Genomic DNA, 23,407 nt, shown 5'->3' on the forward strand with positions numbered 1-23,407 from the left:
TGCCGCTTTGCGCGGCCTAAATCAAAAAAATCCTACGCAGCGTTTTTCACATCAGTGAAAGGTCGCGCGCCGGGTTATGCTCAAAGCACTGTCGATGGCATGGATGGGTATTGGCAGCAAAGTCTGTCCGAAATCCGCCAATGTGTCGGCAAAATTGCGTGCGGCGTCTGCCACATCATTGCACCGTCGTTTGCAGGCAATGGCCTCAAGACAGGTATCGAGCAACAAGCCATCCTGATTCTGAATGCCGGAGATAAGACCGAGTGTCAGGCACTCTTCCCGGCAAACATGGTGCGAATCGAATGGAAAGGCGCGCAGTGGGCAGCTGGCGCAATGGCGCAACACGCGGATAAACTGCGAAAGTTCGCCCACAGCCCGTTTCGCTTCTGACGCGCCAAGCACTTCCGCATAAAGACCCCAGGTCATTTCCCATGGAATGATTGAGCCGGTTTCAAACCCCGCAGTCCAGCGGCGGTAGCCCTCAAGCACCAGCTTTTCCGGCAGGCGGTCATAATAGCCCACGCTGTTGGTGCCATTGAGTTCGGAGATACGCATATTCATTTGCGCCTCTGTTCAGAGGTATAAACAGCCAAACCGTCTCGCTGCTTATGATTTGCGAGGCGTTCTGTTTCCCCTCGCACATTGCAGTATCCGGTCGGCAAAAGATGAAGTTGCCACGGCAATCCATCTACATTTGCGAACCGGCATTCACTGACACCGATCATCGGGTCCTCCAATCGAACGGGTTCAAGGCCCAAACATCAAAGGCTGCACAAAATAACTCAACTGCATAAAAGCTGTAAATTGATCTGGAGTCAATTACTCATCTTTTATAAAAGTGAATTATTTCAATAGTGTAGAATTATTCTAGACTATTGAACTCATGTTTATAGCAATAGCCGGAGAACGCAATCACTACAATTGGGTAGCGGTTGCGGCAAACGGGCGCATAAGTCGTCTATGCACCCGTCTTTTCTATTCAGAGCGTGTCGCGCTTAATCCTGCCCGATACGCACGCTCTATCTTCTTGTTTTGACGCATGTCGTTCTCTGATCGTAGCGGGAATGGAAATCAGTCCGGTAGACTGATTTCCCCGCAAAGGCGGTTCCCACTTTTTCGCGACATGCTTTAGTGGTTTGAATGGTCGTCAGACTTACCGCTTTGCGCAGTTACCGGAAACTCCACATCGACCTTCCCGGCTTTTGCGAATTCAAGCGTCGCGGAAACCTTGTCGCCTTCCTTGTAAGGATGCTCGGGCTGAATGAACATCAGGTGATAGCCGCCCGATTTCAGCGCAACGCTCTCGCCTGCTGGAATATCCAATCCGTTCTTGAGTGGGCGCATTTTCATGACCTGATTCTCCATGGTCATTTCATGGATTTCAACGCGCTTGACGCCGGTCGTTGTAACGCCGACCAGCGTGTCAGCCTCTTTGCCGTCATTTTTGATGGTGAGGAAACCGCCGGCAACTTTCGCGCCGGGAACCATGGCACGGATAGAAGGTCCACTGATGCTGAGATCACCCACTTTGATTGCAGCCATGGCATGATCGCCATGATCTGCATGTGTGCTGCTGCTCGCATTGCCGTGCATATCATGTCCGGCATGTTCGTCGGCACTTGCTGCGGCCAACACGCGAAGCTGTGGCGCTGGATGCTTGAGATCATGCGGGTTCTGACCATCCTTTGCAATGTCTGTCCAGGCCACGGAATCATCCGTTCCGCAGAATTGCGTCACAGGGAAGGAAAGCGTTGTATCCTTGTCGAATTTGGCAAGCTGGCCGACAACCACGAATTCGTCATAGAAGTCGCTTGGCAGTTCGCCTTCGCTCCATGTCACCTGTTTAAGGCCTGAGGTCACATCCTTGCCATGGACCTTGTAGCTTTGGGCATAGTCGCCTTTGGCTGTTTCGATCTTCCAGCCAGCCTTCGGCTGTGGCTGTGCGGAAACAAATCCTTCGGGAAGCTCCACTTTGACAGCAGTGGTCGCTTTGCCATCACAACCATGCGGGATGCGGATAATCGCCTTGTAGCGGCTACCAGCCATCGCTTCGCTCTGATCAAGCGAGGAATGGGCATTGACGATTCCCGCGGAAGCGCAAAGGGCAAAAAGCGAAATGGCGGATGTAAAAAGACGAGTGTTTTTCATTGTTTCAAACCTGAATAATCATATGTCGGGATGCAGCGCATTGAAACGCTTGCAAGCGAAGATGAATCTCAGGCGAAGGGTGGCGCTTGTGGTGGCGCGGACGGTGGATAGATGGTCTGCTTTAAAATGGGTTCTGATGGAAGAATAACTTCTGCCGCTGCAATGTTGGGTGCGGCCCCGGTCGATGCAGCAGGCAAGGGGCAAAGGAGTGCTGACGAAATGCGGCAGGCATCACAAATATTGCTGTTGTGCAGATGCTGGTCCTGATCATGACTTTCTTGATCGACTGCATGGTCGGTGATGCAAAGCACCGGATAGCTGCCATCGGGCAGAACATATTGCGCAAGCAGCAATGGTTCGGGCGCAGCGAATATCACCGGCTTGTGTCCGAAAGCGACGAGCAACAACGCCAATACGCTCAAAATGCGTATTGCCAATGTTGCCCGGAACTGGACTGCGCGCATGTTCAACCCAAAATTCTCCCTCAGGATCGACTTTATCTATTCCGAAGCGGCTGTCTTTGCCAAGCGTCAAATAGAAGCTTGTTGATTAGGATGCACTCAGGTGAGCGGTCAGTTTATGCGCTCTACGCGCCGCATTGTCCTTATTGATACCGTCCACCGCGTTGAATGACTTCAATCTTATAGCCATCCGGGTCTTCAACAAAGAAGAAGCGCGCAACCGGCACATCACCGTTCTTGAAATCGACCAGCTTGCCGACCTTGAAGCCGAGTTCTGCGAAACGGACATGTTCCGCATCAAGATCATCGACCACGAAAGCGACATGGCCATAGCCATCGCCGAGATTATAGGCTTCAGTGCGCCCCTTATTAACGGTCAGCTCAACTTCGAAATCGGCTTCGTCATTGCGCAGATAGACCAGTGTGAAGCTTTCGAAATCGATGCGCTCGGCGATTTTCAGGCCAAAGGCCTGATCGTAGAAGGAAACTGAGCGCGCTTCATCAAGAACGCGTATCATTGTGTGGATGGCTTTGGCCATTATGTCACCTGCCTGGCTTAAAACTCTTTGTTCACATCTATTGGCCTTTTGGCTGAAACTGGATTATCTCAAGATATGCAAAGCGAGCAAGCGGAGAGCTTGCCGCAGACGAGGTTGGAAGAATGTCAGGCGTAACGCGTGAACAGGTTCTGGAGCGGCTGAAGGCTGTGACAGGGCCAGATTTCGAAAGCGATGTCGTGTCGCTTGGTCTGGTGTCGGATATTTTTATTGCCGACGGTAAAGTCTTTTTCTCGATAACGGTTCCGGCGGATCGCGCAAATGCGCTTGAGCCGATGCGGCTGGCTGCGGAAAAGACAGTCAAGGAAATTCCGGGCGTGTCCGGTGCGCTGGTCACGCTGACGGCTGAAAAGAAAGGCGGGCGCACAAGTGACGATGCTCCGCCGCCGCCAAAACCTCAGCCGCGTCCCGCGCAGGCTGCGGCAGCACCAAATCGCCAACCACCACAACCGCGTCCGGCTACAAAGCCCGGCATTCCCGGAGTTGGTGCCATCATTGCCGTCGCATCCGGCAAGGGTGGGGTGGGCAAATCCACCACGGCTGTCAATCTGGCGCTCGGCATGGCCGCAAATGGCTTGAAAGTCGGCATTCTCGATGCCGATATTTACGGCCCATCCATGCCGCGCCTGCTTGGCCTTTCCGGTCGCCCGGAAACAATCGAAGGCCGGACGCTCAAGCCGATGGAAAACTACGGCATCAAAGTGATGTCGATGGGCTTCATGGTGGATGAAGAAACCCCGATGATCTGGCGCGGCCCTATGGTCATGTCGGCGCTGACACAGATGCTGCGCGAAGTGGCATGGGGCAATCTTGACGTTCTGGTCGTCGATATGCCCCCGGGTACGGGTGATGCACAGCTCACCATGGCGCAACAGGTGCCGCTGGCGGGTGCCGTTGTTGTTTCAACGCCGCAGGATCTGGCGCTGATCGATGCGCGCAAGGGGCTTGCCATGTTCCGCAAGGTGGATGTGCCACTTTTGGGTATTGTCGAGAACATGAGCTATTTTATCGCGCCCGATACCGGCAAACGCTACGACATTTTCGGTCACGGCGGCGCACGCAAGGAAGCCGAACGTCTTAATGTGCCGTTCCTTGGTGAAGTGCCGCTGCACATGGATGTGCGCGCGCATTCGGATAACGGCACACCGATTACGGTGGTGGAACCTGACAGCGAGCACGCGAAAATTTATCGCGATATAGCAGCCAAGGTTTGGGCGAATATGAAATCTGGTGAGGGCGCTGGAAAGTCCGCTCCGGCAATTGTTTTTGAATAAAACGAAAGGGCCGCGCAACGCGGCCCTTTTATTATTTACGTAATCACCGAAGGCTCAGTTCGTCCGCTGCGCTTTTTCACCTCAGCGATCTGTTCTGCTGCATCGATCAGTGTCGCGAGCGTCTCCTGCGTGTCGAGATTATGCTTGGCTGCATCTGCTTCATAGCGCTCGATATAGATGCGGATTGTGGCGCCCGATGTGCCGGTGCCTGAAAGACGCAGCACCACGCGCGCGCCGCCTTCAAAATAAATGCGGATGCCCTGATGCTCGCTTACCGAATGATCGATCGGATCGTGATAGGCAAAATCATCGGCCTTTTCGATCTTAAGGCCATTGACGCTTGTGCCCGGCAGGCTTGCAAGCTTGCCACGCAAATCAGCAACCAGCTTCTTTGCAATGTCGGAATCCACCGCTTCATAATCGTGACGGGTGTAATAGTTGCGGCCAAAACGCGCCCAATGTTCCTCCACAATGGCTTTCACACTTTCCTTGCGCACGGCAAGAATGTTGAGCCAGAGCAGAACCGCCCAAAGCCCGTCTTTTTCGCGCACATGGTCTGAGCCAGTGCCGGAGCTTTCCTCACCACAGATCGTGACCTTGCCATGATCGAGCAGATTGCCGAAGAATTTCCAGCCCGTCGGGGTTTCATACATGCCAATGCCAAGCTTCTCCGCAACGCGATCAGCGGCAGCACTCGTTGGCATGGAGCGGGCAATGCCCTTGATGCCGTTTTTATAGCCGGGTGCCAGATGCGCATTGGCTGCAAGCATGGCAAGCGAATCGGATGGGGTCACAAAAATACCGCGCCCGATGATGAGATTGCGGTCGCCGTCGCCGTCTGATGCGGCACCGAAATCGGGTGCATTGTCTGACATCAGAAGATCGTAGAGCGCTTTGGCATAAACGAGATTAGGGTCCGGGTGATGGCCGCCAAAATCTGGCAGCGGCACGAAATTCATCACGCTGCCTTCCGGCGCACCGAGACGATGTTCAAAGATCTCCTTGGCGTAAGGGCCGGTAACGGCATGCATCGCGTCGAACTTCAGCGCAAAGCCGCCTTTGATCATCGTGCGGATCGCGTCAAAGTCGAACAGGCTTTCCATCAGTTCGGCGTAATCAGCGACGGGGTCAAAGACCACGATCTCTGTTTCGCCAACCTTAAAGGCTCCAATCGTGTTGAGATCGATATCGGCTGCATCGGTGATCTTGTATTGATCAATCACTTTTGAGCGCGCAAAGATCGCTTCAGTGATCTTTTCCGGTGCCGGGCCGCCATTGCCGATATTGTATTTGATGCCAAAATCTTCGGTCGGACCACCGGGATTGTGGCTTGCAGAAAGAATGAGGCCACCAAAAGCCTTGTATTTGCGGATCATGTTGGAAGCGGCAGGCGTCGAAAGAATGCCACCCTGCCCAACCATGATACGGCCAAAGCCATTGGCGGCTGCGATCTTGATAACTTTCTGGATCACTTCGCGATTATAAAAGCGTCCATCGCCGCCGACCACGAGGGTCTTGCCCGTAAACCCTTCCAGCACATCGAAAACCGACTGGATGAAGTTTTCGGCATAATTGGGCTGCTGGAAAACCGGCACTTTCTTGCGCAGGCCCGATGTGCCGGGCTGCTGATCCTGAAAGGGCGTGGTGGCAATTGTCTTGACGGTCATATTTTTCCCGTTCGATTAAAATAGTCTTGGTGGGTGCAAGTGATCAGTCTTTGCGGTCATAGCAAGACAAGATAGATCAAACTTATTGTTTGAAAATAACAAACTGTGTGTTTCTTCTCTAAACACACGCTCATTTTTCAATTCAGGTGCCTCATATGAAGCCTTGCCCAGCCGAAAGCCTGCCTGCGCAAATTCTCTCGAAGCTTTCCGAAACAGATGGCCGCCTGATTGTTGCAATTGCTGGACCTCCGGGAGCTGGCAAGTCGACGCTCTCCGGCTATCTGCGCGATGCGATCAATAAAGGTGAGGCGGGGCCGGCTGTCGTTGTGCCAATGGATGGCTTTCATCTGGACAATGCCATCCTGGATGAATGCGGGCTTCGCAAGCGGAAAGGCGCACCGCAGACTTTCGATTGTGCAGGCTTTGCAGCACTTTTGGCGCGACTGAAAAACGCGCAGGAAGACGTTGTTATCCCGGTTTTCGACCGCACGCTTGATCTTGCCCGCGCTGGCGGAGCAATCGTGCATGCCGATCACCGGATTCTGCTGGTTGAGGGCAATTATCTGCTGCTTGATCAACAACCATGGACGCGTCTTGCATCGTTCTTCGATATGTCGATCTTTCTGGACGTGCCTTTTGCCGCGCTGGAACGCCGCCTTATTCAGCGCTGGCTTGATTATGGGCATAGCCAGGATGCAGCACGCGAACGCGCACTTTCCAACGATATTCCCAATGCAGAACTTGTGATCTCATCCTCACGCAATGCAAATTATGTTGTTACAACGGCATAAGACATGACGGAAAATTGCATGCGAAAGCCTTGCGGCAAATGCCTGCTGGCTGCATGATATTCAACATCAGTCATATTCTCACGGGATAAGCCTTTTATGATAAATTATGTGTTCGCCCCCGCACCACAGCCATTCGTGCCTGTGAAGGGAACAGAAGCACGCTTTCCCGTGCACCGCATCTATTGTGTTGGTCAGAACTATGCCGATCACGCCATTGAAATGGGCGGCGATCCTACACGCAATCCGCCTTTTTTCTTCCAGAAGAACCCGGATAATCTGGTTATCAATGGCGGTGATTTCCCCTATCCGCCAAAGACTGAAGACGTGCATCACGAGATTGAACTCGTTGTCGCGCTCAAGACGGGCGGCAAGGATATTGCTGTCGAAACGGCGCTCGACCATGTCTATGGCTATGCAGTCGGTATCGACATGACGCGGCGTGATTTACAGGCTGTCGCCAAGAAGGCGGGCCGTCCGTGGGAAGTGGCAAAGGCGTTTGAACATTCGGCCCCTTGCTCGGCTATCGTGCCCGTGTCGGAAGTCGGTCACCCGGATTCGGCCGCAATTACGCTGAAAATCAATGGCGAAACGCGCCAGTCCGGTGATCTTAACCAGATGATCTGGAAGGTGCCGGAAACCATTGCCTATCTGTCATCGCTTTTCGTGCTGCAACCGGGTGATCTGATTTATACCGGCACGCCCGCAGGTGTTGGCGCTGTAAAGCGCGGAGACGTACTGCAAGGAACCGTGAGCGGTATCGGTTCGCTTGCCGTAACAGTTGTCTGATCAAGGAGGAACGATGAGCACCTATCTCCCCATGGACGTGCATGACGCGCTTGAACGTTTCATCAATGAGACGCATCCGGGTATCAATCAGAGTGAGGCTATCATTCTCATTTTGAGGAACGCACTTGTGCAGCAGGGCTATCTTGCCGCGGCGTCAGAACATGGTACACCACCGGAAGAATTGAACGCCACGAACGACGATTGAATATGAACAAGAACCCACCCGAGGGAGCTGGCTCCAATGTCGCTCTCGGTCGCCGCCTTCTGCTTCTGACGATTCTCGCGATTTTGCTGACATGCGGACTCATATGGATGAGTATTTATCTGTTTGATCCGCATGGTGGCCTCGGATTGGATGATCTTGGGATTTTGGCGCGTGATTTCAATGCGATAGATACAATGCTGCCGCGTATTCTTTGAGGTTTGAAATCGCTGTGTTACGCGTTGAAATATTCATTTTGGCGTTGTTGCAACTTTGAGGGCTTCCGTTCTGTGTCTTTTGCGTGATACATGACGGTTATCGATTGAAAGAATATTGTCTGAACCGGGCCGCAAAACGGACCCGCTCAAGCCAAGAGGGTCTTATGGCATTCGAGGACATCAAAGCGGAAATCGCCCTGCTGTTTGAGCAGATGGTCAACCAGCCGCAGGACGTTCATGAGATTCGGGAAACTGTTCGCGAGAAGCTCAACGCGTTGAAAGCGACTGGTATGCCTTTGCCGGAAGATCTTGTTGAACTCGAAAAACGCATTGAACAAGATTTCGATTCATAGGATCGGTCAATCATGCATTTTCAGGCTTTCTCCAAACCATTTTCGTCTACGGTCCTTAAAGGGGTTCTTCTCCTTGGTTGCGCTGCCGCTTTGAGCGCATGCAACACAACGAGCGATGGCAAGTCTGGAAAAACGGCGCTGGTCTCACCGGCAGAAAATTCGGCCAAAGTTGCTGCCGCGCCTGCTCAGGGTGCTGTCACTGTCGCCGATGCCAATGCGACACCCGGCACGCAGACTGTCGCATCGCTTGAAAATCCGGTGCTCCCATCTGTTGTGCCAATTCCCGGTATTCGCGGGCAGTCAGAGCCGATGATGGCCTTTGCTGGCGCGCAGGCAGCAGCCTCGCCTGCATCTCTTGCCACCAATATGGCATTTGAAACGCCGGACCATGCACCCGAAGGCCTCGACGATCTGATCACCAAATATTCGGTTGCCTATGATGTGCCGGAGCGTCTGGTGCGTCGTGTGGTGCATCGCGAAAGCCGCTTTAACCCCGGAGCGCGCAATGGACCTTACTGGGGCTTGATGCAGATCAGCCATCCAACGGCGCGGGGCATGGGCTACAAGGGCAACCCCAAGGGGCTTCTTGATGCCGAAACGAACCTGAAATATGCCGTTCGTTATCTCTCCGGCGCTTATAAGGTTGCAGGCGGTGATGAAAGTCAGGCTGTGCGCTATTATGCACGTGGCTATTATTATGATGCCAAGCGCAAGGGATTGTTGCAGGAAACAGGTCTCGACGGCAGTTGGAAGCGTGGTGGTCCAACGCGCGAAGCAGCAATCGTCTCTGCTGAAACAGAAACGCTGCCAGACGGCGCTTCAGCGCCGCTTCCCGGCGTCGCACCAGTTCAGGCGTCTTATACCCCTTCTGTGCAATAACCGCATTCTGCAACTGTCATCTTGATGCTGCAATGCGATGGCAGTTTGCTGTCTTGAGCGCGCACTCCGAAAACTGTTTCACACTTTTTGGGCAAATGTGCGTCTCACATGAAAAGACATGAGTGCGTGTGATGAATGTAAAGCTGCCTTATCCAATCAACTGGAAATATGACCGGGCCGAGTTGTGGGTCGATGGTATCATTCATGTGCTGGGCGTCGCACTGGCGCTTGCCGGCGCCATTGCCATGTTGCTCTATTTTCTGCCCAACATGTCAGCAGCCACTTCCATTTCTTCAGGTGTCTATCTGGCAAGCCTTCTGGCAGCGCTTGGTATTTCGGCAGTCTATAATATCTGGCCGGCCTCGCCGACAAAATGGTTTTTGCGCCGTTTCGATCATTCGGCGATTTATCTGCTGATTGCCGGAACTTACACGCCTTTCGCGATCCATATGGGCGATCGTGCTTGGCCTTTGCTTCTCTTTGTCTGGGGCGTGGCTTTCATTGGCATCATGCTCAAACTCTTTATGCCCGGACGCTTTGATCGCCTATCGATCCTGCTTTATCTCGCGCTCGGCTGGAGTGGTGTCATGGTCTATGACACCATGGTGCAGTCATTGCCACCAGCCGTCTTCTGGCTGATCGCAGCGGGTGGCATGGTTTATTCACTGGGTGTGATCTTTCACGTCTGGGAGCGTTTGCGCTTTCAAAATGCCATCTGGCACGCTTTTGTCGTGGTCGGCGCTGCACTGCATTATTGTGCGGTTTTTGTTGTTGGAACCTGAAACTGACGAAATGCACGGCATCAGATTGAGTTTATGGCGTGCCGAAAATGGTGTTTTGCGAGAACCGGAGCGGAGTGTACTTTAAGGTACATGCGCACCGGAAGCGCAGCAAGGCGCCATTTGCAGACCGCCAGAAGCTCAATCTTAGTGAAAGTCGCGTGAGTTCGGCATCACCTTCACATTGCGCGGATGACGCGCTGTGGTTTCTGAAGGTGTCATGAGCCTTTGTGATTCCCGTCCACTCATTTCAATCAGTGTGGCAGAGCGATCTTCCAGCTTTGATGCGACCAGATGCACCACACCTTCCGGGCTGCGCTGAACCTGCCCGTCAATCAGAATAAGCCGAGCGCCCATCACTTCGCGACGAAACGCCTTCATGATCTTCGGCCAGATGACGATATTGGCAATGCCCGTTTCATCCTCAATCGTCAGGAACACCACGCCCTTGGCACTGCCGGGGCGCTGGCGCACAGTGACAACACCGGCCACTTTCATGCGTCCCCCCTGTTTGCCTTCCTGCACGGCCCGGCAGGTGGACACGCCTTGAGCTGCAAGCCCTTCACGCAGATATTGCATGGGATGACCTTTAAGTGAGAGGCGGGTCGTTTCATAATCGGCAATCACATGCTCGGAAGCAGCCATCTCGGGGAGCTTTGTGCGCGGTTCTTCTGCGAGTTCGCTTGTTTCAGCGGCACGAAACAGCGGCAGCGTTTCATCATTGGGCAGGCGGCGCACGGCCCAAAGCGCGGCACGACGATCAATGTTAAGTGAGCCAAAAGCATCGGCATCGGCCAGAAGCGTGAAACTGCGCCGGTCAAGCCGCAGGCGGCGATGCATATCCTCAATACTGCGATAAGGCTCGTGCTGACCTGCATGAAGAAGGTCGGCATTGCGTTCGGAAAACCCGTCGATCTGGCGAAAGCCGAGCCGCAGCGCTGGTTGTTTGCCGGGCCGGTTTTCCAGAATATTATCCCACTGGCTGAAATTCACATCGATTGGCAACACAATCACGCCATGCTCGCGCGCATCGCGCACGATCTGCGCGGGGGCGTAAAAGCCCATGGGTTGCGAATTGAGAAGTGCTGCTGCGAATACGTCTGGATGGTGGCATTTGATCCATGCGGAAATATAGACCAGATGCGCGAAGCTTGCCGCATGGCTTTCCGGAAAACCATATTCGCCAAAGCCCTTGATCTGGTTGAAACAATTTTCGGCAAATGTGCGATCGTAGCCACGGTTGACCATGCCATCGATCATTTTTTCCTGCATGGTGTGGATGGTCCCAACCTTGCGGAAAGTCGCCATGGCGCGGCGCAGAAGATTGGCCTCATCGGGCGTGAATTTAGCGGCCTCAATGGCAATCCGCATGGCCTGCTCCTGAAACAGCGGCACGCCTTTGGTCTTCTCCAGAATTTTTCTGAGTTCGTCTGGCTCACCATGTTCGGGGGAGGGCGAGGGGTAAGTGACGTTCTCCTGCCCGCTTCGCCGTCTCAAATAAGGATGCACCATGTCGCCTTGAATGGGGCCGGGGCGCACAATGGCGACCTGAATGACAAGGTCATAGAATATACGTGGTTTCAGGCGCGGCAGCATGTTCATCTGCGCGCGGCTTTCCACCTGAAACACGCCAAGCGAATCGCCCTTGCAGAGCATGTCATAGACGATTTTATCCTCGCGTTCCAAATTGGCGAGCGTCAGCTTTTCGCCGCCATAAAGATGCGGCTTATGGGTGTGAATGAGGTCGAAAGCTTTGCGGATGCAGGTGAGCATACCGAGCGACAGCACGTCCACCTTCATCAATCCCACTTCATCAATATCGTCTTTGTCCCATTCGATAAAATAGCGTTTGTCCATCGCTGCCGGGCCAATGGGCACCGTTTCGTCAAGCCGGTCGCGCGTCAGGACAAAACCGCCGACATGTTGCGAAAGGTGGCGTGGAAAGCCGATCAGTTCCAGTGCCAGTTCGACCGCACGCCGGATGATGGGATTGTCAGGATCAAGCCCCGCCTGGCGGATATGCTGCTTGTCGATGCCGCCACCTGATATGCCCCAGACTGTGTTGGCAAGTGCTGCCGTCACGTCTTCCGTCAGGCCCAGTGCCTTGCCGACATCGCGGATCGCACTGCGCGAGCGATAGCTGATGACGGTCGCGACAATCGCCGCACGATCGGTGGTGTAGCGATTGTAGATATACTGCATCACTTCTTCGCGCCGCTCGTGCTCGAAATCGACGTCGATATCCGGTGGCTCCTTGCGTTCGACCGAAAGGAAGCGTTCGAACAGGAGATCCACTTGCGTTGGATCAACGCCGGTCACACCAAGGCAAAAACAGACAGCCGAATTGGCTGCCGAACCGCGTCCCTGACATAGGATATTCTTCGATTTGGCAAACTGCACAATGTCATAGACGGTGAGAAAGTAAGCCGCATATTGCAGCTGTTCAATCAGCGCCAGCTCCTTGTTGATTAGCGTCTGAACTTTGGCTGGAATCGTATCTGCACCATAATGCCTGGCAGCACCCGCCCATGTGAGATCATGCAGATGCTGCTGCGGTGTCTTGCCGGGCGGTACTGGCTCATCAGGATAATCATATTTCAATTCATCAAGCCTGAATGTGATGGGAGCCACAAAATCGACTGTCGCTTTGATTGCTGTTGCGTAATTGCGGAACAGACGCAGCATTTCATGCGATGGTTTGAGGTGGCGCTCGGCATTTTTTTCAAGCAGCCGCCCGGCTGCAAAAACCGTTGTGTGATGCCGCGTTGCTGTCAGCACATCCTGCAACGCGCGGCGATCAGGGTGGTGATAAAGCACGTCATTGGTGGCAAGCAGCGGCACATTTGCTGCCGCTGCAAAACCTGCGATGCGTTCGGCACGGCGCCCGTCATGGCCTTGATGGGGCATGGTCAGCGCCAGCCAGACAGAGCCGGGAGCCGCCTGTGCGATCTCCGTCAGACGCGCGGCAAAATCCGGCTCGTCTTCGTCGGGCGCAAAGACGGCAATCTGAAACTGCCGCGCGCGGAACAGCAGATCGCCCCATTCGAGATGACATTCGCCCTTGGTGGAAGCGCGATGTTTTCCTGTTGTCAGCAGGCGGCACAATTGCCCATAGGCCGCGCGATCACGCGGATAGGCAACCATATCGGGTGTGCCATCAGTAAAGGAAAGGCGGCAGCCGATGAACAGGCGGAAGTCGCATGTGTCGCGAATCTCTTTCCACGCCGCGTGGGCGCGAACCACACCGGCCAGCGTGTTGCGGTCGGCAATGCCGATGCCGGACAGCCCAAGCGCGTGAGCCTGCATCACCAGTTCCTGCGGATGCGATGCACCACTCAAGAAAGAAAAGTTGCTGGCGACTGCCATTTCAAAATAGCGGGGCATCACGCAAACAACCCATGCAAAAACCAGCGGGGATGGTTGGAGCCATCATAAAGCCCCTCGCGAAAAATCCAGAAACGCTGGCCGTTATCATCCTCCACGCGGTAGTAGTCGCGCAGCTGCGGCACATCATGGCCGATTGCGAGCCACCATTCCGGCTCGATTCGTTCTGGTCCTTCGGCAAGCCGCACATGATGACGCACGCGCCGCCACAGGAAAAACGAGGGTGGGCTGTCGGGCACTTCCGCAATACTCTCGATTGGCTGCGGCGGATGAAACAGTTTTATTGGTCGCGCTGGCGGATCATCGGGAAGTGTCGGACCAATGTCATAATCGGCCTCGCTTTTGCGGTTTTGCAGGGCAGAACGCAGGCCAAAAGCACGTTCGGGAATATGCGTATTGCGCGAAAAGGAAACCAGCACGCGCTCCTGCCCCAGCCGTGCCGAAAGCCGGTCGATCAACTGGCTGAAGCCAGCTTCGTCTTCTTCATGCTGATCAAGCCCTGTCTGGCGCTGGGCAATGGCTCCGCTGCGAAGTGCTGCGAGACGGATCATGTCGAAGCCAAAACCGGCATCAAGCGGATCGGTCAACGCATTGAGCCGCTCCCGTGCGAGCCTGAGAAATACCCGATCTTCACGCAAAGGCTGGCCGGTTTCGATACGGATATGGCGCACCTCGCCATCGACCCGAAAGAAGGAAGCTTCGATCAGAAGCGCCCCTTTGCCCTCAATTTCAAGAAGCGCAAACAGCTCCTGCGCCAATTCCTGCAAGAGGCGTTCGACCAGTTCCATGGCGTTCACCGGTTCAGGCAGGCGGCGTTCGGCCATGTTGAGCGGTACGATGCGCAAGGGCGAAATTGGTGCGCGCTCCTGTCGAGCCAGCCGGTCAAGCTTGGTGGCAAGGTCGGCTCCAAAACGCGCGGTGAGTGCTGCGCGGGGCAGTGCCATGACATCGCCGATACGCTTTAGCCCGGCCCGTTTGAGACCTGTTTCCGCAGCCTCCGTGAGTTCAAGAGACGAGAGCGGCAGGCGCGGCAACAGCCGGTCGGCATCAGATCTGCTGAAAACACCGCCTTTTGTTCCGCGTGCAAGCAACCGTGCGGCAAAGCTGTTATCGGCAACGGCTGCCTGTATGTTCAGGCCCGTCCGTTCAATCCGCATGACAGCGTCCTCACGCATGGCGGCAAGCCCGCCAAAGAGATGCGCACAGCCGGTGATGTCGAGCATCAGACCATGCGGCGCATCAAAAGCTATAAGCGGTGTGTAACGCTCGCACCAATGGGCAAGACGCTTAAGCAGTGCGCAATCGTGCTCCGGTGCGGCTGTTGCCACTTCCAGCCCTTCCACCCGCGCCCGTGCATCGGTCAGCGCCATGCCAGGGAAAAGGCCGAGCTTGGCTGCTTTGGCGTCCACCGCCATCAGGCGCAAGGCATTGGCCATGCGCTCGCTCACAACAAGCGGCCGTTGCTGTTTGCCATCATGCAGAGCGGCGCGGCGCAGCCGGTCGGTCGGCAGGAACGGAAACCACAGGGCGAGGAAAACGCGTTCTGTCATCCCTTTCGCTTGCTCCAAATTCAAGGTTTTCATTGTTCCATTCCATGATCCACTGTCCGCAGGAGCCGTGCCGGTTGCGCTCAAGCACGGCGGAAAAGACAGGCATACCGGGTGCATTCGCGCCGCTGGAGCGAGATGGCGCAGGTGCCACCCGCCAGCGGCTGACAGCAGCACTTTGCACGCCTGTGCGGTGGCTTCTGAGCAGGATGACCGGCAGATGCGCGGTTTCTGTTGCCAGAAGCAGGCGACGTGAAGCAGTCAGATCGAGACATTTCGGTTGCCCCGTCACCGCGGCGACGACGCCGGAGATGAGGTTTGAAGCCTTGCCGCTTGCCTCTTCAAGCGCATCATTGGATGCTTTCAAAACATCCTGTGCGCTGGGGCAGCGCACGATCAGAAGCCGGGACGGATCAATGCCGAATGCATGAAGGCCCGGTGGATAAAGTCCACCATATTCGCTTGATGCCCTTTCTTCCTCAATCCAGATAATTGCCCGTTTTGAACGGGAGGCACGCAAAGCCAGCGCCAGCGCAAAGCCGGTTGCGGCCATATGTGCACCGGGATTTTCAGCAAAAACCTCATGCAGTGCATCGCCTCTCAGACCATGCGGAAAGGCGGCATCGGCCCCGGCAAGGCCGAGCGTAAAAGTGCCTGCACGCCCACTGCCTGCTCCTGTTTCTTGTGCAAAATTTCCTTGCGGATTGTTGCCTTCGATGGCCGTAACCATGCGCCGCAACGCCGCGATGTCGATGCCGCTCACGTCAAAAACCCCATCAATTGTTCATGTTATGTTCTAGTATTGAATCGTCAAAGCCAAGAGTCAAGCGCAAGAAACAGTTGCCCTCTGCGATTTAAAAATTGTATATGAATCATATATGTTTCGTATAGCGCTTTGCATCCAGGAACACATGAAATGGTTTCGGGTAAGACGCACGCTAAAACAACAGCTTGGAGTGCTGATCTGATAAAATCAGATCAGAATGGCTCTAACAGAGGACGCCATGGGTATCGTAAAAATCGGGGATGAACTGCATGAAGAGCTGCGTAAGGCAAGCGATGTCATGTGCCGTTCGATCAATGCGCAGGCCGAATACTGGATGAAAATCGGTATGCTCGCGCAGGCAAATCCGGAAATGTCGTTTAATGAAATTGTACAGATGCAGTTGCGCGCCGCCCGGGTTGAGCTTCCTGTTCTGTCGGTGCAGCTGTCATGATCAAGACAGCTGCTGAACTGGAAAAAATGGCGGCTTCGGGTGCGCTGCTGGCTTCCGTTTTTACCCTTCTGGATCGCACGGCGCTTGCCGGTATGACCACGATGCAGGTCAATGATCTGGTTGAGGATTATATTACGCGCGCGCTCAAGGCGCGACCGGCCAGCAAGGGCCAATATGATTTTCCTTATGTGCTCAATGCCTCGAAAAATGAGGTTGTTTGCCACGGCATGCCTTCGGAGAGCGAAATCATCGAAAATGGCGAAATTATCAATTTCGACATTACGCTGGAGAAGGACGGCTATATCGCTGATTCCAGCAAAACCTATATGGTTGGTGACGTCGCTCCGTTCGCTTCGCGTCTGGTGCGCGTGAGCTATGAGGCACTGTGGAAGGGCATCGCCGCCGTGCGCCCCGGCGCCACGCTGGGCGATATCGGTTATGCGATTGAGCGGCATGCCAAGCGCCATAATTACAGCGTGGTGCGTGACTATTGTGGCCATGGCATTGGTCACGAAATGCATGAGGAGCCGCAGGTTCTGCATTTCGGCAAGCCCGGAACAGGCCTGCGTCTGCGCGAAGGCATGGTGTTCACCATTGAACCAATGCTCAATCAGGGCACAGCCAAGGTAAAGACCGAAAAAGACGGCTGGACGGTCGTGACGCGGGATGGAAAATTATCGGCACAGTTCGAGCATACGGTGGCTGTCACGCCGAATGGCGTGCGGGTGCTGACCTTACGTCCGGACGAAGACAAGATGCTGTTAAAGCATGTCTCGCAAAAGCCGGTGACGATTTTGGGATAAGACGCATGTAAAATGCGTATTCTGAATAAAAAACGCCCTCCGGTTGAGAGGGCGTTTTTTGTCTTTAGGATTGGGCTTAGCGACGATCGCGGGCAGCCAGAGTACGCAGACGAAGCGCGTTGAGCTTGATGAAGCCAGCTGCGTCCTTCTGGTCATATGCGCCCTGATCGTCTTCAAACGTCACCAGCTTGTCGGAATAAAGCGACTTGTCGCTTTCACGACCGATCACAATCACATTGCCCTTATAAAGCTTGAGCGTGACTTCGCCTTCAACGTGACGCTGGCTGAGGTCGATAGCGGCCTGCAACATTTCGCGTTCCGGCGAGAACCAGAAGCCGTAATAAATGAGTTCTGCATAGCGTGGCATCAGCTCATCCTTGAGGTGCGCTGCACCACGGTCGAGCGTGATCGATTCGATGGCGCGGTGTGCAGCCAAAAGGATCGTGCCGCCCGGCGTTTCATAAACGCCGCGGGACTTCATGCCGACGAAGCGGTTTTCAACGAGGTCAAGGCGACCAATGCCGTTGTCGCGGCCATAATCATTAAGCTTGGCAAGCAACGTCGCACGCGATAGACGTTCGCCATTGATCGAAACGGCATCACCCTTTTCAAAGCCAATCTTGATGATGGTTGGCGTATCCGGGGCGGTTTCGGGCGAAATCGTGCGCATATGCACATATTCAGGCGCTTCGATCGCCGGATCTTCCAGAACCTTCCCTTCAGACGAAGAGTGCAGCAGGTTTGCGTCAACGGAGAATGGCGCTTCGCCCATCTTGTCCTTGGCAACAGGAATCTGGTGCTGTTCGGCAAATTCGAGCAGATGCGTGCGGCTCTTGAACGACCAGTCGCGCCATGGGGCGATGATCTTGATGTCCGGGTTCAGCGCATAAGCGGAAAGCTCAAAACGAACCTGATCGTTGCCCTTGCCGGTTGCACCGTGTGCAATGGCGTCTGCGCCGGTTTTCTTGGCAATGTCGATGAGGTGTTTGGAGATCAGCGGGCGGGCAATCGAGGTGCCGAGCAGATAGACGCCTTCATAGACGGCATTGGCGCGGAACATCGGGAAGACAAAATCGCGCACGAACTCTTCACGCACGTCCTCAACGAAGATTTCCTTGATGCCCAGCATTTCCGCCTTTTTGCGTGCTGGTTCAAGTTCTTCGCCCTGACCGAGATCGGCAGTAAAGGTAACGACTTCTGCGTTAAGCTCAGTCTGCAACCATTTCAGGATGATCGAGGTGTCGAGACCGCCCGAATAGGCGAGAACGACTTTTTTAACGTCTTTCAGCTTGCTCATAGTTCACTTCCGTCTGATGCGATGAAGGCTTGTTGCAAGTCTTTTATCAGTTGCTAAGCCGCGTGCAACCCGGATGACATTTTCTTATAAAAAAGCATCAAAAATTCCGATGGCGTGATGGCCATATTCGCGTTAGCTTGCCGCGAATTCCCGGAGTCTCTGCTCATGTCTTTCCTGACAAATCTGACCTTCATTCCCGAATGGACCATCTTCGTCCAATTTGTGATCGCCACCGCAATTTTATCCATCACGCCCGGCCCGGACATGACGCTTTTTGTTGGTCGAGCTCTGTCAGAGGGAAAAGCTGCAGGCTTTGCCTGTCTGGCGGGTGCCAGCACAGGCATTATCATTCATACAAGCATGGTGGCTCTGGGCCTGTCGGCGCTGATCATAGCATCGCCCGCCGCCTTCACTGTGTTGAAAGCCGTTGGTGCGCTCTATCTGGTGTGGCTGGCTGTTCAGGCAATCCGCAAGGGGTCGGCATTTTCACCGGAAAAGAATGGCGGCAAGAAGCACACATTGTTTCAGAACTGGGCAACGGGACTGGGCATCAATCTGCTCAATCCGAAGATCATTCTCTTCAACATGACTTTTCTGCCGCAGTTTGTTTCCGCGCATGACCCACACGCCATGGGAAAACTGTTTTTTCTTGGTCTGTCGTTTATTCCGCTGGCGCTGCCTTTCACCATTCCGATGATTGTGGCAGCTGATAAATTCTCCGGTCTTCTCAAGAAGAATCCAACGGTTACGCGGATTGTAGACTGGCTTTTTGCGGGTGTTTTTTCGGCCTTTGCGCTCAAAATTCTGACAGCGCAGGCCAAGTAGGATTACTTCGCCGGGCGGGCTAAAAATCGTCCGGCATTACGACCGGCAATCAGCCAGTAGACAAAACCACCGACGACGCCTGAACAAGCGAAAGCGCCTGTCAGAAGCGCGATACTTGCGGCAATCTGCTGATCCGTGATTGCGAAAAGCGAACCTGTTCCCATTGCCAGCAACCCGATCACAAGGCCGCCGATACAATAAGGCAGCGATGATTTCCACCCGCGCGCTTCGGCTATCACAATCAGCACCAGTGCCGGGAAAAAGCTGAAGCCGCCTGCCATGAATGCCAGAACAGGTCCGCCGACGAGAACGGCTGCATAAAAGCCCGTCATATCCCAGCTGTCACGAATTTCCGTAAAAATATCCTGAAAAAACGGGTCTGACATGGCATAGCCGAGTACATCGACCTGGCTATAAAGAATGGCCGCCAGAAAAAATCCTGCGGCCAGAACAGCGACACAATAGCCGAAAACAATGACAACAAACCGTGTGATGTAATCGAAAGTGTCGGTCAAACGGGTTGATCTCCGTAAATCATTCGCCGTGTCCGGCGATCATCATGGCTTCAAGCGCCAGCCGTTCGGTTTTGCGCATACGCTCTGATTCCGACTTCAGCTGACCACAGGCCGCCAGAATATCGCGACCGCGTGGTGTTCGGATCGGCGACGCGTAGCCCGCCGCATTCACATAATCGGCGAAGCGTTCGATATGTTCCCAATCTGAGCACTGGTAGTTGGTGCCGGGCCATGGGTTAAACGGGATCAGATTGATCTTGGCCGGAATGCCCTTGAGAAGCTTAACCAGCAGCTTGGCATCTTCCATGCTGTCATTGATGTCTTTGAGCATCACATATTCAAATGTAATGCGTTTTGCATTCGACAGGCCCGGATATTCGCGGCAAGCCTTGAGCAACTGCTCCAGCGGATATTTCTTGTTGATCGGCACCAGCAGGTCGCGCAACTCGTCGCGCACGGCATGGAGCGAAATTGCCAGCATCACGCCAATTTCTTCGCCAGTGCGATAGATTTCCGGCACAACGCCAGAGGTCGAAAGCGTGATACGACGCTTGGAAAGGGCAAGGCCATCGCCATCTGACGCAATCAGCAGAGCCTTTTTCACTTCTTCAAAATTATAAAGCGGCTCGCCCATGCCCATCATGACGATATTGGTAACCTTGCGGCCTTCCGCAGGCACGATGGCACCATCGGGTGTGTCGGTTTCCGGGAAATCCCCCAAACGATCACGCGCGGTCAGAAGCTGCGCCAGAATTTCTTCTGATGTCAGATTGCGCACCAGCTTCTGCGTGCCGGTATGGCAGAAGGAACAGGTTAGCGTGCACCCAACCTGTGAAGAAATGCAAAGCGTGCCGCGGCCTTCTTCCGGGATATAAACACATTCGATTTCGACAGGACGCCCGGCACCGCGTGGCGGAAAACGGAACAGCCACTTGCGCGTTCCGTCCTGCGAGATTTGCTCTTCAACCACTTCCGGGCGCGCAATGGTGAAATGCTGCGCCAGCAGCGCGCGCAGATCCTTGGAAATATTGCGCATATCGGCAAAGTCGGAAACGCCGCGCACGTAAAGCCAGTGCCAAAGCTGCGCAATGCGCATCTTCACCTGCTTTGGCAACACGCCAATCTTGATCAGCGCATCAGCCATTTCCTCACGCGACATGCCAATGAGCGAAGGCTTCTGTTCCATATTTGCGCGCACATGGCGGGCAAGCTGGTCGCGCGTATCATCAATGGTCAGGTCGAACGAAATGGACATATGTTTTCAACTGTTGAGGACGCCGCATAAAGCGCGCCGGTAAACACGATCTGTTGCATGGATATATGGGCTCGTTCATCTGAAATGCGAGCCTGTTGCGCGCGCTCATAGCACACAATATTCGATCCGTCATCCCGCAGTGTTTCGTGGGAGATATGCAGCGACGCGATATCGGATGATAAAAAGAAAAGCCGGAGCTTCGGCCCCGGCTTTTAAATCTGCTTGGACTGATTGGCTTATTTGCACTTCTGAATGGCTGCGAGTGCTGCCGAAATGCCTTTGAGCGAATAAGTATAACTGGTTTTGGTGCCGCGCTTGGACTGCGCCTGAACCTTCATGTCAGAACCGCCGCGCATGGCTGCGACCAGCTGTGGCTCTTCCGCGGCATTTTCCATCCAGCCGGATTTGCCGTTGACGAACATGTTGAAGCTGCGATTGCCGACAGTAACCACAACCTTGGCGTTGGTATTGAGATCATAACCGGCCATGAACTGAGGTTCAAAGCTGATGTTCTGGCCCGGTTTCTGGCTCACGAGAAAGAAATTATCACCGTGATCGACATTGGCTGGGGCCTTTTGTGTCGGCACGGACAGGACATAGCAAACCTTGCCATTACCCGACTGGTAGCTATATGCGCCCCAGGCGTCGAACTGTTTAATCTGGGTCGGTGTCTGGGCCAGCGCTGCGCCAGCCATTGCAATCGTGAACACCGAAGCCGCGACGATCGATTTTCCAAGCATGGTTTTTTACCGGTTCTCTTTCGTTTGCTTCCAAGTCGAATATCGGGATGTCGTCGTTCAACACGCCGCCCCGCTTAGTGACCCTTAATGTGCCTTAATCTGGGTTACCAAACGGTGAAGTTTTGAAAGAAAACTTGAACGAGTGCACCAGGCTTTGAACCTTAGTCCCCACGATCCCGCTGCTCACTTCATCCAAAAGAAAGCGGCAAGAGTTTGTCGGCAGCAATCTATCCCATTGTATGGATGTGTAAATCCGTAACAAAGCTGTGAATGAGATCGGTCAGCTTCCGGTGATATCAGCTTCGTCGCGCATGGCTTCGCGCGCTGCAATACGGTGCGCAGGCGTTATATGCGTGCGCACGGCTGTGAGTGCTGCCATCAGCACCGCAACGTCATCGGTAAAGCCAATGCCAACCAGCATATCGGGAATAATATCGAAAGGCAGTACGAAATAGGCAAGAGCGGCCATCAACGTCATGCGCACACGCGTTGGCGTTTTTTCATCAAGCGCGCAATAATAAGCCGCCACGACTTCATCCATAAAAGGAACCATGCGACCGGCACGGCGTGCGGTTTTCCAGAAACCTTTTTTCACCCGTTCGCTGCGCCTTTGGTTCTGGCGATCATCACCGGGTTCAAGGATTTCATCGATCCTGGTGCTATCCATAGTCAATCAAACTCCTGTCATCCGCGTCAGCCTGTGACTCCAACAAAATGGGGGTGCTGGGACGTCTTTTCAAGTTTTCGTGGTCTTCAGCCTGCAAGAACCGTCAGCTACACCAAACCTCCCAAATCACCAGAATATAGAGTCCTTCCCGTTGAGGGGCGTCCTACGATCTGGCTGAATGGAGATTTTTATGCACTTTACCGGCTATGGCGAAAATTTTGTACGTAGTGACCGGTCAACCCAGTTTTACCGTGGACATCAACTGGCTTTGGCGCAGGACATTGGCGATCAGATCACTGTCGATGTGAAAGACGGCGTTTGCTATGACATGACTGCCTATATGCGTTTTCTTCTGGGCGCCGGGATATCGCAGCATACATTGCGCGGCACATCCGGTCAGAACTGGATTCCGTTACTGAATTTCAAAGCGGGCGAATTGTGGAACGGTTATTCAGCGCTTCCCTATGGCCGGGCAATTGGATTTTACGACGTGAAAGCCGGCCACATTTTTCATTCTGCCATTTCTGTGGGGGATACCTTCATTCGAAGTATCAATGGCGGAGCGCTCGGTCAGGACTGGAGTGATCGTGTCGATCTGACGAAGGCTCTGCCTTATAATTTGAGAAACCGAGACGGAAGCTTCAATTATCAGAAAAAGATCATTATCGTTTATATTTCAAAGGTTTGATAGGATTAAGCGATTGCATTCATCATGCGTGCTAACTGGATGTCCAACTCTGTGATGCCGTTTTCGCTATGCGTTGAAAGCGTGACATCGACACGATTATAGACATTGAACCATTCGGGGTGATGGTCAAGCTTTTCGGCATAAAGTGCTGCCCGGCTCATAAAGCCGAACGCTGCGTTAAAATCTTTGAATTTGAAACTTTTACTGATGGCTTCGCGATCATCGACTTTCTGCCAGCCCTCAAGCTTGGCAAGTTCCTGTTTCAGTTCATCTTCATTGAGCCGGTTGCGTGTCATTGCCTTTTGCCTATGTTGTTGGCTATTCAGCTCTAACTTATCATAACCGTGAGAGTTC

General features: G+C 54.0%; 26 protein-coding genes. 12 read left to right on the forward strand and 14 right to left on the reverse strand.

Features of this window, described 5'->3' with window-relative positions:
• Window positions 1-51: 51 nt before the first annotated feature.
• The 4 genes from ABE530_RS00575 to ABE530_RS00590 form a co-directional block, all read right to left on the reverse strand.
• A complete protein-coding gene (locus tag ABE530_RS00575) occupies window positions 52-561 on the reverse strand; it encodes a hypothetical protein (protein ID WP_265982639.1) in 510 nt (169 codons plus the stop codon).
• A 567-nt stretch (window positions 562-1,128) separates the two neighbouring features.
• Entirely contained in the window at window positions 1,129-2,148 is a 1,020-nt protein-coding gene (locus ABE530_RS00580; RefSeq protein ID WP_265982640.1) for a DUF1775 domain-containing protein, read from the reverse strand.
• Window positions 2,149-2,216: 68 nt separating this feature from the next.
• Entirely contained in the window at window positions 2,217-2,618 is a 402-nt protein-coding gene (locus tag ABE530_RS00585; protein WP_396995932.1) for a hypothetical protein, read from the reverse strand.
• A 134-nt stretch (window positions 2,619-2,752) separates the two neighbouring features.
• On the reverse strand, window positions 2,753-3,148 hold the full coding sequence (locus ABE530_RS00590) for a VOC family protein (protein ID WP_499693275.1): 396 nt from the start codon (window positions 3,146-3,148) through the stop codon (window positions 2,753-2,755).
• 122 nt (window positions 3,149-3,270) lie between these two features.
• Between ABE530_RS00590 and apbC the strand changes: the two genes are divergently transcribed.
• On the forward strand, window positions 3,271-4,440 hold the full coding sequence (apbC, locus tag ABE530_RS00595) for an iron-sulfur cluster carrier protein ApbC (protein WP_499693276.1): 1,170 nt from the start codon (window positions 3,271-3,273) through the stop codon (window positions 4,438-4,440).
• Window positions 4,441-4,475: 35 nt separating this feature from the next.
• Here the strand turns inward: apbC and ABE530_RS00600 are convergent, their stop codons facing one another.
• Window positions 4,476-6,107: an alpha-D-glucose phosphate-specific phosphoglucomutase gene (locus ABE530_RS00600; RefSeq protein WP_499693277.1), complete on the reverse strand. Its 1,632-nt coding sequence runs from the start codon at window positions 6,105-6,107 to the stop codon at window positions 4,476-4,478.
• Between the two features lie 155 nt (window positions 6,108-6,262).
• On the opposite strand from ABE530_RS00600, the gene ABE530_RS00605 reads away from it, so the two are divergent.
• From ABE530_RS00605 to trhA, 7 genes are all read left to right on the forward strand, one after another.
• Window positions 6,263-6,898 carry a nucleoside/nucleotide kinase family protein gene (locus ABE530_RS00605; protein WP_499693278.1) on the forward strand — a complete coding sequence of 212 codons (636 nt, stop codon included), beginning with the start codon at window positions 6,263-6,265 and terminating at the stop codon, window positions 6,896-6,898.
• Window positions 6,899-6,994: 96 nt separating this feature from the next.
• Window positions 6,995-7,684 carry a fumarylacetoacetate hydrolase family protein gene (locus ABE530_RS00610; protein ID WP_499693279.1) on the forward strand — a complete coding sequence of 230 codons (690 nt, stop codon included), beginning with the start codon at window positions 6,995-6,997 and terminating at the stop codon, window positions 7,682-7,684.
• Between the two features lie 13 nt (window positions 7,685-7,697).
• Window positions 7,698-7,889, forward strand: a complete 192-nt coding sequence (locus ABE530_RS00615) for a hypothetical protein (RefSeq protein WP_396995928.1) — start codon at window positions 7,698-7,700, stop codon at window positions 7,887-7,889.
• A gap of 2 nt (window positions 7,890-7,891) precedes the next feature.
• The gene (locus ABE530_RS00620; RefSeq protein WP_265982647.1) at window positions 7,892-8,104 is read left to right on the forward strand and encodes a hypothetical protein; all 213 of its coding nucleotides are present in this window, start codon (window positions 7,892-7,894) and stop codon (window positions 8,102-8,104) included.
• 164 nt (window positions 8,105-8,268) lie between these two features.
• Entirely contained in the window at window positions 8,269-8,457 is a 189-nt protein-coding gene (locus ABE530_RS00625) for a hypothetical protein (RefSeq protein ID WP_094578679.1), read from the forward strand.
• A gap of 12 nt (window positions 8,458-8,469) precedes the next feature.
• Window positions 8,470-9,336 carry a lytic transglycosylase domain-containing protein gene (locus tag ABE530_RS00630; RefSeq protein WP_265982648.1) on the forward strand — a complete coding sequence of 289 codons (867 nt, stop codon included), beginning with the start codon at window positions 8,470-8,472 and terminating at the stop codon, window positions 9,334-9,336.
• A 131-nt stretch (window positions 9,337-9,467) separates the two neighbouring features.
• The gene (gene trhA, locus ABE530_RS00635; RefSeq protein ID WP_265982649.1) at window positions 9,468-10,118 is read left to right on the forward strand and encodes a PAQR family membrane homeostasis protein TrhA; all 651 of its coding nucleotides are present in this window, start codon (window positions 9,468-9,470) and stop codon (window positions 10,116-10,118) included.
• A 144-nt stretch (window positions 10,119-10,262) separates the two neighbouring features.
• On the opposite strand, the gene ABE530_RS00640 is transcribed toward trhA, so the two are convergent.
• From ABE530_RS00640 to ABE530_RS00650, 3 genes are read right to left on the reverse strand one after another with little or no spacing between them, the layout of a single operon-like run.
• Entirely contained in the window at window positions 10,263-13,499 is a 3,237-nt protein-coding gene (locus ABE530_RS00640) for an error-prone DNA polymerase (RefSeq protein ID WP_499693280.1), read from the reverse strand.
• Entirely contained in the window at window positions 13,499-15,082 is a 1,584-nt protein-coding gene (locus ABE530_RS00645; protein WP_499693281.1) for a Y-family DNA polymerase, read from the reverse strand. Before ABE530_RS00645 ends, ABE530_RS00640 begins: the two co-directional genes overlap by 1 nt.
• Entirely contained in the window at window positions 14,973-15,809 is an 837-nt protein-coding gene (locus ABE530_RS00650; RefSeq protein WP_499693282.1) for an ImuA family protein, read from the reverse strand. The genes ABE530_RS00645 and ABE530_RS00650 overlap by 110 nt, the downstream gene beginning before the upstream one ends.
• Window positions 15,810-16,050: 241 nt before the next feature.
• On the opposite strand from ABE530_RS00650, the gene ABE530_RS00655 reads away from it, so the two are divergent.
• Together ABE530_RS00655 and map are read left to right on the forward strand one after the other, a co-directional pair.
• A complete protein-coding gene (locus tag ABE530_RS00655; RefSeq protein ID WP_265983815.1) occupies window positions 16,051-16,263 on the forward strand; it encodes a ParD-like family protein in 213 nt (70 codons plus the stop codon).
• Complete coding sequence (gene map, locus ABE530_RS00660) at window positions 16,260-17,066, forward strand: type I methionyl aminopeptidase (protein WP_499693283.1); 807 nt, start codon at window positions 16,260-16,262, stop codon at window positions 17,064-17,066. The genes ABE530_RS00655 and map overlap by 4 nt, the downstream gene beginning before the upstream one ends.
• Before the next feature lie 76 nt (window positions 17,067-17,142).
• On the opposite strand, the gene ABE530_RS00665 is transcribed toward map, so the two are convergent.
• Window positions 17,143-18,363, reverse strand: coding sequence for an argininosuccinate synthase (locus tag ABE530_RS00665; protein ID WP_499693284.1), 1,221 nt, complete (start codon window positions 18,361-18,363; stop codon window positions 17,143-17,145).
• A gap of 165 nt (window positions 18,364-18,528) precedes the next feature.
• Here ABE530_RS00665 and ABE530_RS00670 point away from each other — a divergent pair, with 165 nt between their 5' ends.
• On the forward strand, window positions 18,529-19,188 hold the full coding sequence (locus ABE530_RS00670; protein WP_265982654.1) for a LysE family translocator: 660 nt from the start codon (window positions 18,529-18,531) through the stop codon (window positions 19,186-19,188).
• A gap of 2 nt (window positions 19,189-19,190) precedes the next feature.
• On the opposite strand, the gene ABE530_RS00675 is transcribed toward ABE530_RS00670, so the two are convergent.
• The 4 genes from ABE530_RS00675 to ABE530_RS00690 form a co-directional block, all read right to left on the reverse strand.
• Complete coding sequence (locus ABE530_RS00675) at window positions 19,191-19,703, reverse strand: hypothetical protein (RefSeq protein WP_265982655.1); 513 nt, start codon at window positions 19,701-19,703, stop codon at window positions 19,191-19,193.
• 19 nt (window positions 19,704-19,722) lie between these two features.
• Window positions 19,723-20,958 carry a dual-specificity RNA methyltransferase RlmN gene (gene rlmN / locus ABE530_RS00680; protein WP_265982656.1) on the reverse strand — a complete coding sequence of 412 codons (1,236 nt, stop codon included), beginning with the start codon at window positions 20,956-20,958 and terminating at the stop codon, window positions 19,723-19,725.
• A 236-nt stretch (window positions 20,959-21,194) separates the two neighbouring features.
• Window positions 21,195-21,698: an invasion associated locus B family protein gene (locus ABE530_RS00685; protein WP_265982657.1), complete on the reverse strand. Its 504-nt coding sequence runs from the start codon at window positions 21,696-21,698 to the stop codon at window positions 21,195-21,197.
• 280 nt (window positions 21,699-21,978) lie between these two features.
• Entirely contained in the window at window positions 21,979-22,365 is a 387-nt protein-coding gene (locus tag ABE530_RS00690) for a YkvA family protein (RefSeq protein WP_265982658.1), read from the reverse strand.
• Window positions 22,366-22,555: 190 nt separating this feature from the next.
• Here ABE530_RS00690 and ABE530_RS00695 point away from each other — a divergent pair, with 190 nt between their 5' ends.
• Window positions 22,556-23,053 carry a hypothetical protein gene (locus ABE530_RS00695; RefSeq protein ID WP_499693285.1) on the forward strand — a complete coding sequence of 166 codons (498 nt, stop codon included), beginning with the start codon at window positions 22,556-22,558 and terminating at the stop codon, window positions 23,051-23,053.
• Window positions 23,054-23,058: 5 nt separating this feature from the next.
• On the opposite strand, the gene ABE530_RS00700 is transcribed toward ABE530_RS00695, so the two are convergent.
• Window positions 23,059-23,349: a 4a-hydroxytetrahydrobiopterin dehydratase gene (locus ABE530_RS00700; RefSeq protein WP_499693286.1), complete on the reverse strand. Its 291-nt coding sequence runs from the start codon at window positions 23,347-23,349 to the stop codon at window positions 23,059-23,061.
• Window positions 23,350-23,407: the final 58 nt, after the last annotated feature.

Source organism: Brucella sp. TWI559 (assembly GCF_039674265.1).
GTDB lineage: Bacteria > Pseudomonadota > Alphaproteobacteria > Rhizobiales > Rhizobiaceae > Brucella > Brucella chromiisoli.

Excerpts from the sequence above, each read along its gene's own strand:
- ABE530_RS00615 (WP_396995928.1), top strand. The coding sequence starts at position 7,698 with ATGAGCACCTATCTCCCCATGGACGTGCATGACGCGCTTGAACGTTTC.
- rlmN (WP_265982656.1), bottom strand. The coding sequence starts at position 20,958 with ATGTCCATTTCGTTCGACCTGACCATTGATGATACGCGCGACCAGCTT.
- ABE530_RS00665 (WP_499693284.1), bottom strand. The coding sequence starts at position 18,363 with ATGAGCAAGCTGAAAGACGTTAAAAAAGTCGTTCTCGCCTATTCGGGC.
- ABE530_RS00695 (WP_499693285.1), top strand. The coding sequence starts at position 22,556 with ATGCACTTTACCGGCTATGGCGAAAATTTTGTACGTAGTGACCGGTCA.
- ABE530_RS00690 (WP_265982658.1), bottom strand. The coding sequence starts at position 22,365 with ATGGATAGCACCAGGATCGATGAAATCCTTGAACCCGGTGATGATCGC.
- ABE530_RS00605 (WP_499693278.1), top strand. The coding sequence starts at position 6,263 with ATGAAGCCTTGCCCAGCCGAAAGCCTGCCTGCGCAAATTCTCTCGAAG.
- ABE530_RS00620 (WP_265982647.1), top strand. The coding sequence starts at position 7,892 with ATGAACAAGAACCCACCCGAGGGAGCTGGCTCCAATGTCGCTCTCGGT.
- ABE530_RS00600 (WP_499693277.1), bottom strand. The coding sequence starts at position 6,107 with ATGACCGTCAAGACAATTGCCACCACGCCCTTTCAGGATCAGCAGCCC.
- ABE530_RS00645 (WP_499693281.1), bottom strand. The coding sequence starts at position 15,082 with ATGAAAACCTTGAATTTGGAGCAAGCGAAAGGGATGACAGAACGCGTT.
- ABE530_RS00700 (WP_499693286.1), bottom strand. The coding sequence starts at position 23,349 with ATGACACGCAACCGGCTCAATGAAGATGAACTGAAACAGGAACTTGCC.
- ABE530_RS00575 (WP_265982639.1), bottom strand. The coding sequence starts at position 561 with ATGAATATGCGTATCTCCGAACTCAATGGCACCAACAGCGTGGGCTAT.
- ABE530_RS00670 (WP_265982654.1), top strand. The coding sequence starts at position 18,529 with ATGTCTTTCCTGACAAATCTGACCTTCATTCCCGAATGGACCATCTTC.
- ABE530_RS00625 (WP_094578679.1), top strand. The coding sequence starts at position 8,269 with ATGGCATTCGAGGACATCAAAGCGGAAATCGCCCTGCTGTTTGAGCAG.
- ABE530_RS00685 (WP_265982657.1), bottom strand. The coding sequence starts at position 21,698 with ATGCTTGGAAAATCGATCGTCGCGGCTTCGGTGTTCACGATTGCAATG.
- ABE530_RS00580 (WP_265982640.1), bottom strand. The coding sequence starts at position 2,148 with ATGAAAAACACTCGTCTTTTTACATCCGCCATTTCGCTTTTTGCCCTT.
- ABE530_RS00655 (WP_265983815.1), top strand. The coding sequence starts at position 16,051 with ATGGGTATCGTAAAAATCGGGGATGAACTGCATGAAGAGCTGCGTAAG.
- map (WP_499693283.1), top strand. The coding sequence starts at position 16,260 with ATGATCAAGACAGCTGCTGAACTGGAAAAAATGGCGGCTTCGGGTGCG.
- ABE530_RS00630 (WP_265982648.1), top strand. The coding sequence starts at position 8,470 with ATGCATTTTCAGGCTTTCTCCAAACCATTTTCGTCTACGGTCCTTAAA.
- ABE530_RS00610 (WP_499693279.1), top strand. The coding sequence starts at position 6,995 with ATGATAAATTATGTGTTCGCCCCCGCACCACAGCCATTCGTGCCTGTG.
- ABE530_RS00640 (WP_499693280.1), bottom strand. The coding sequence starts at position 13,499 with ATGCCCCGCTATTTTGAAATGGCAGTCGCCAGCAACTTTTCTTTCTTG.
- apbC (WP_499693276.1), top strand. The coding sequence starts at position 3,271 with ATGTCAGGCGTAACGCGTGAACAGGTTCTGGAGCGGCTGAAGGCTGTG.
- trhA (WP_265982649.1), top strand. The coding sequence starts at position 9,468 with ATGAATGTAAAGCTGCCTTATCCAATCAACTGGAAATATGACCGGGCC.
- ABE530_RS00590 (WP_499693275.1), bottom strand. The coding sequence starts at position 3,148 with ATGGCCAAAGCCATCCACACAATGATACGCGTTCTTGATGAAGCGCGC.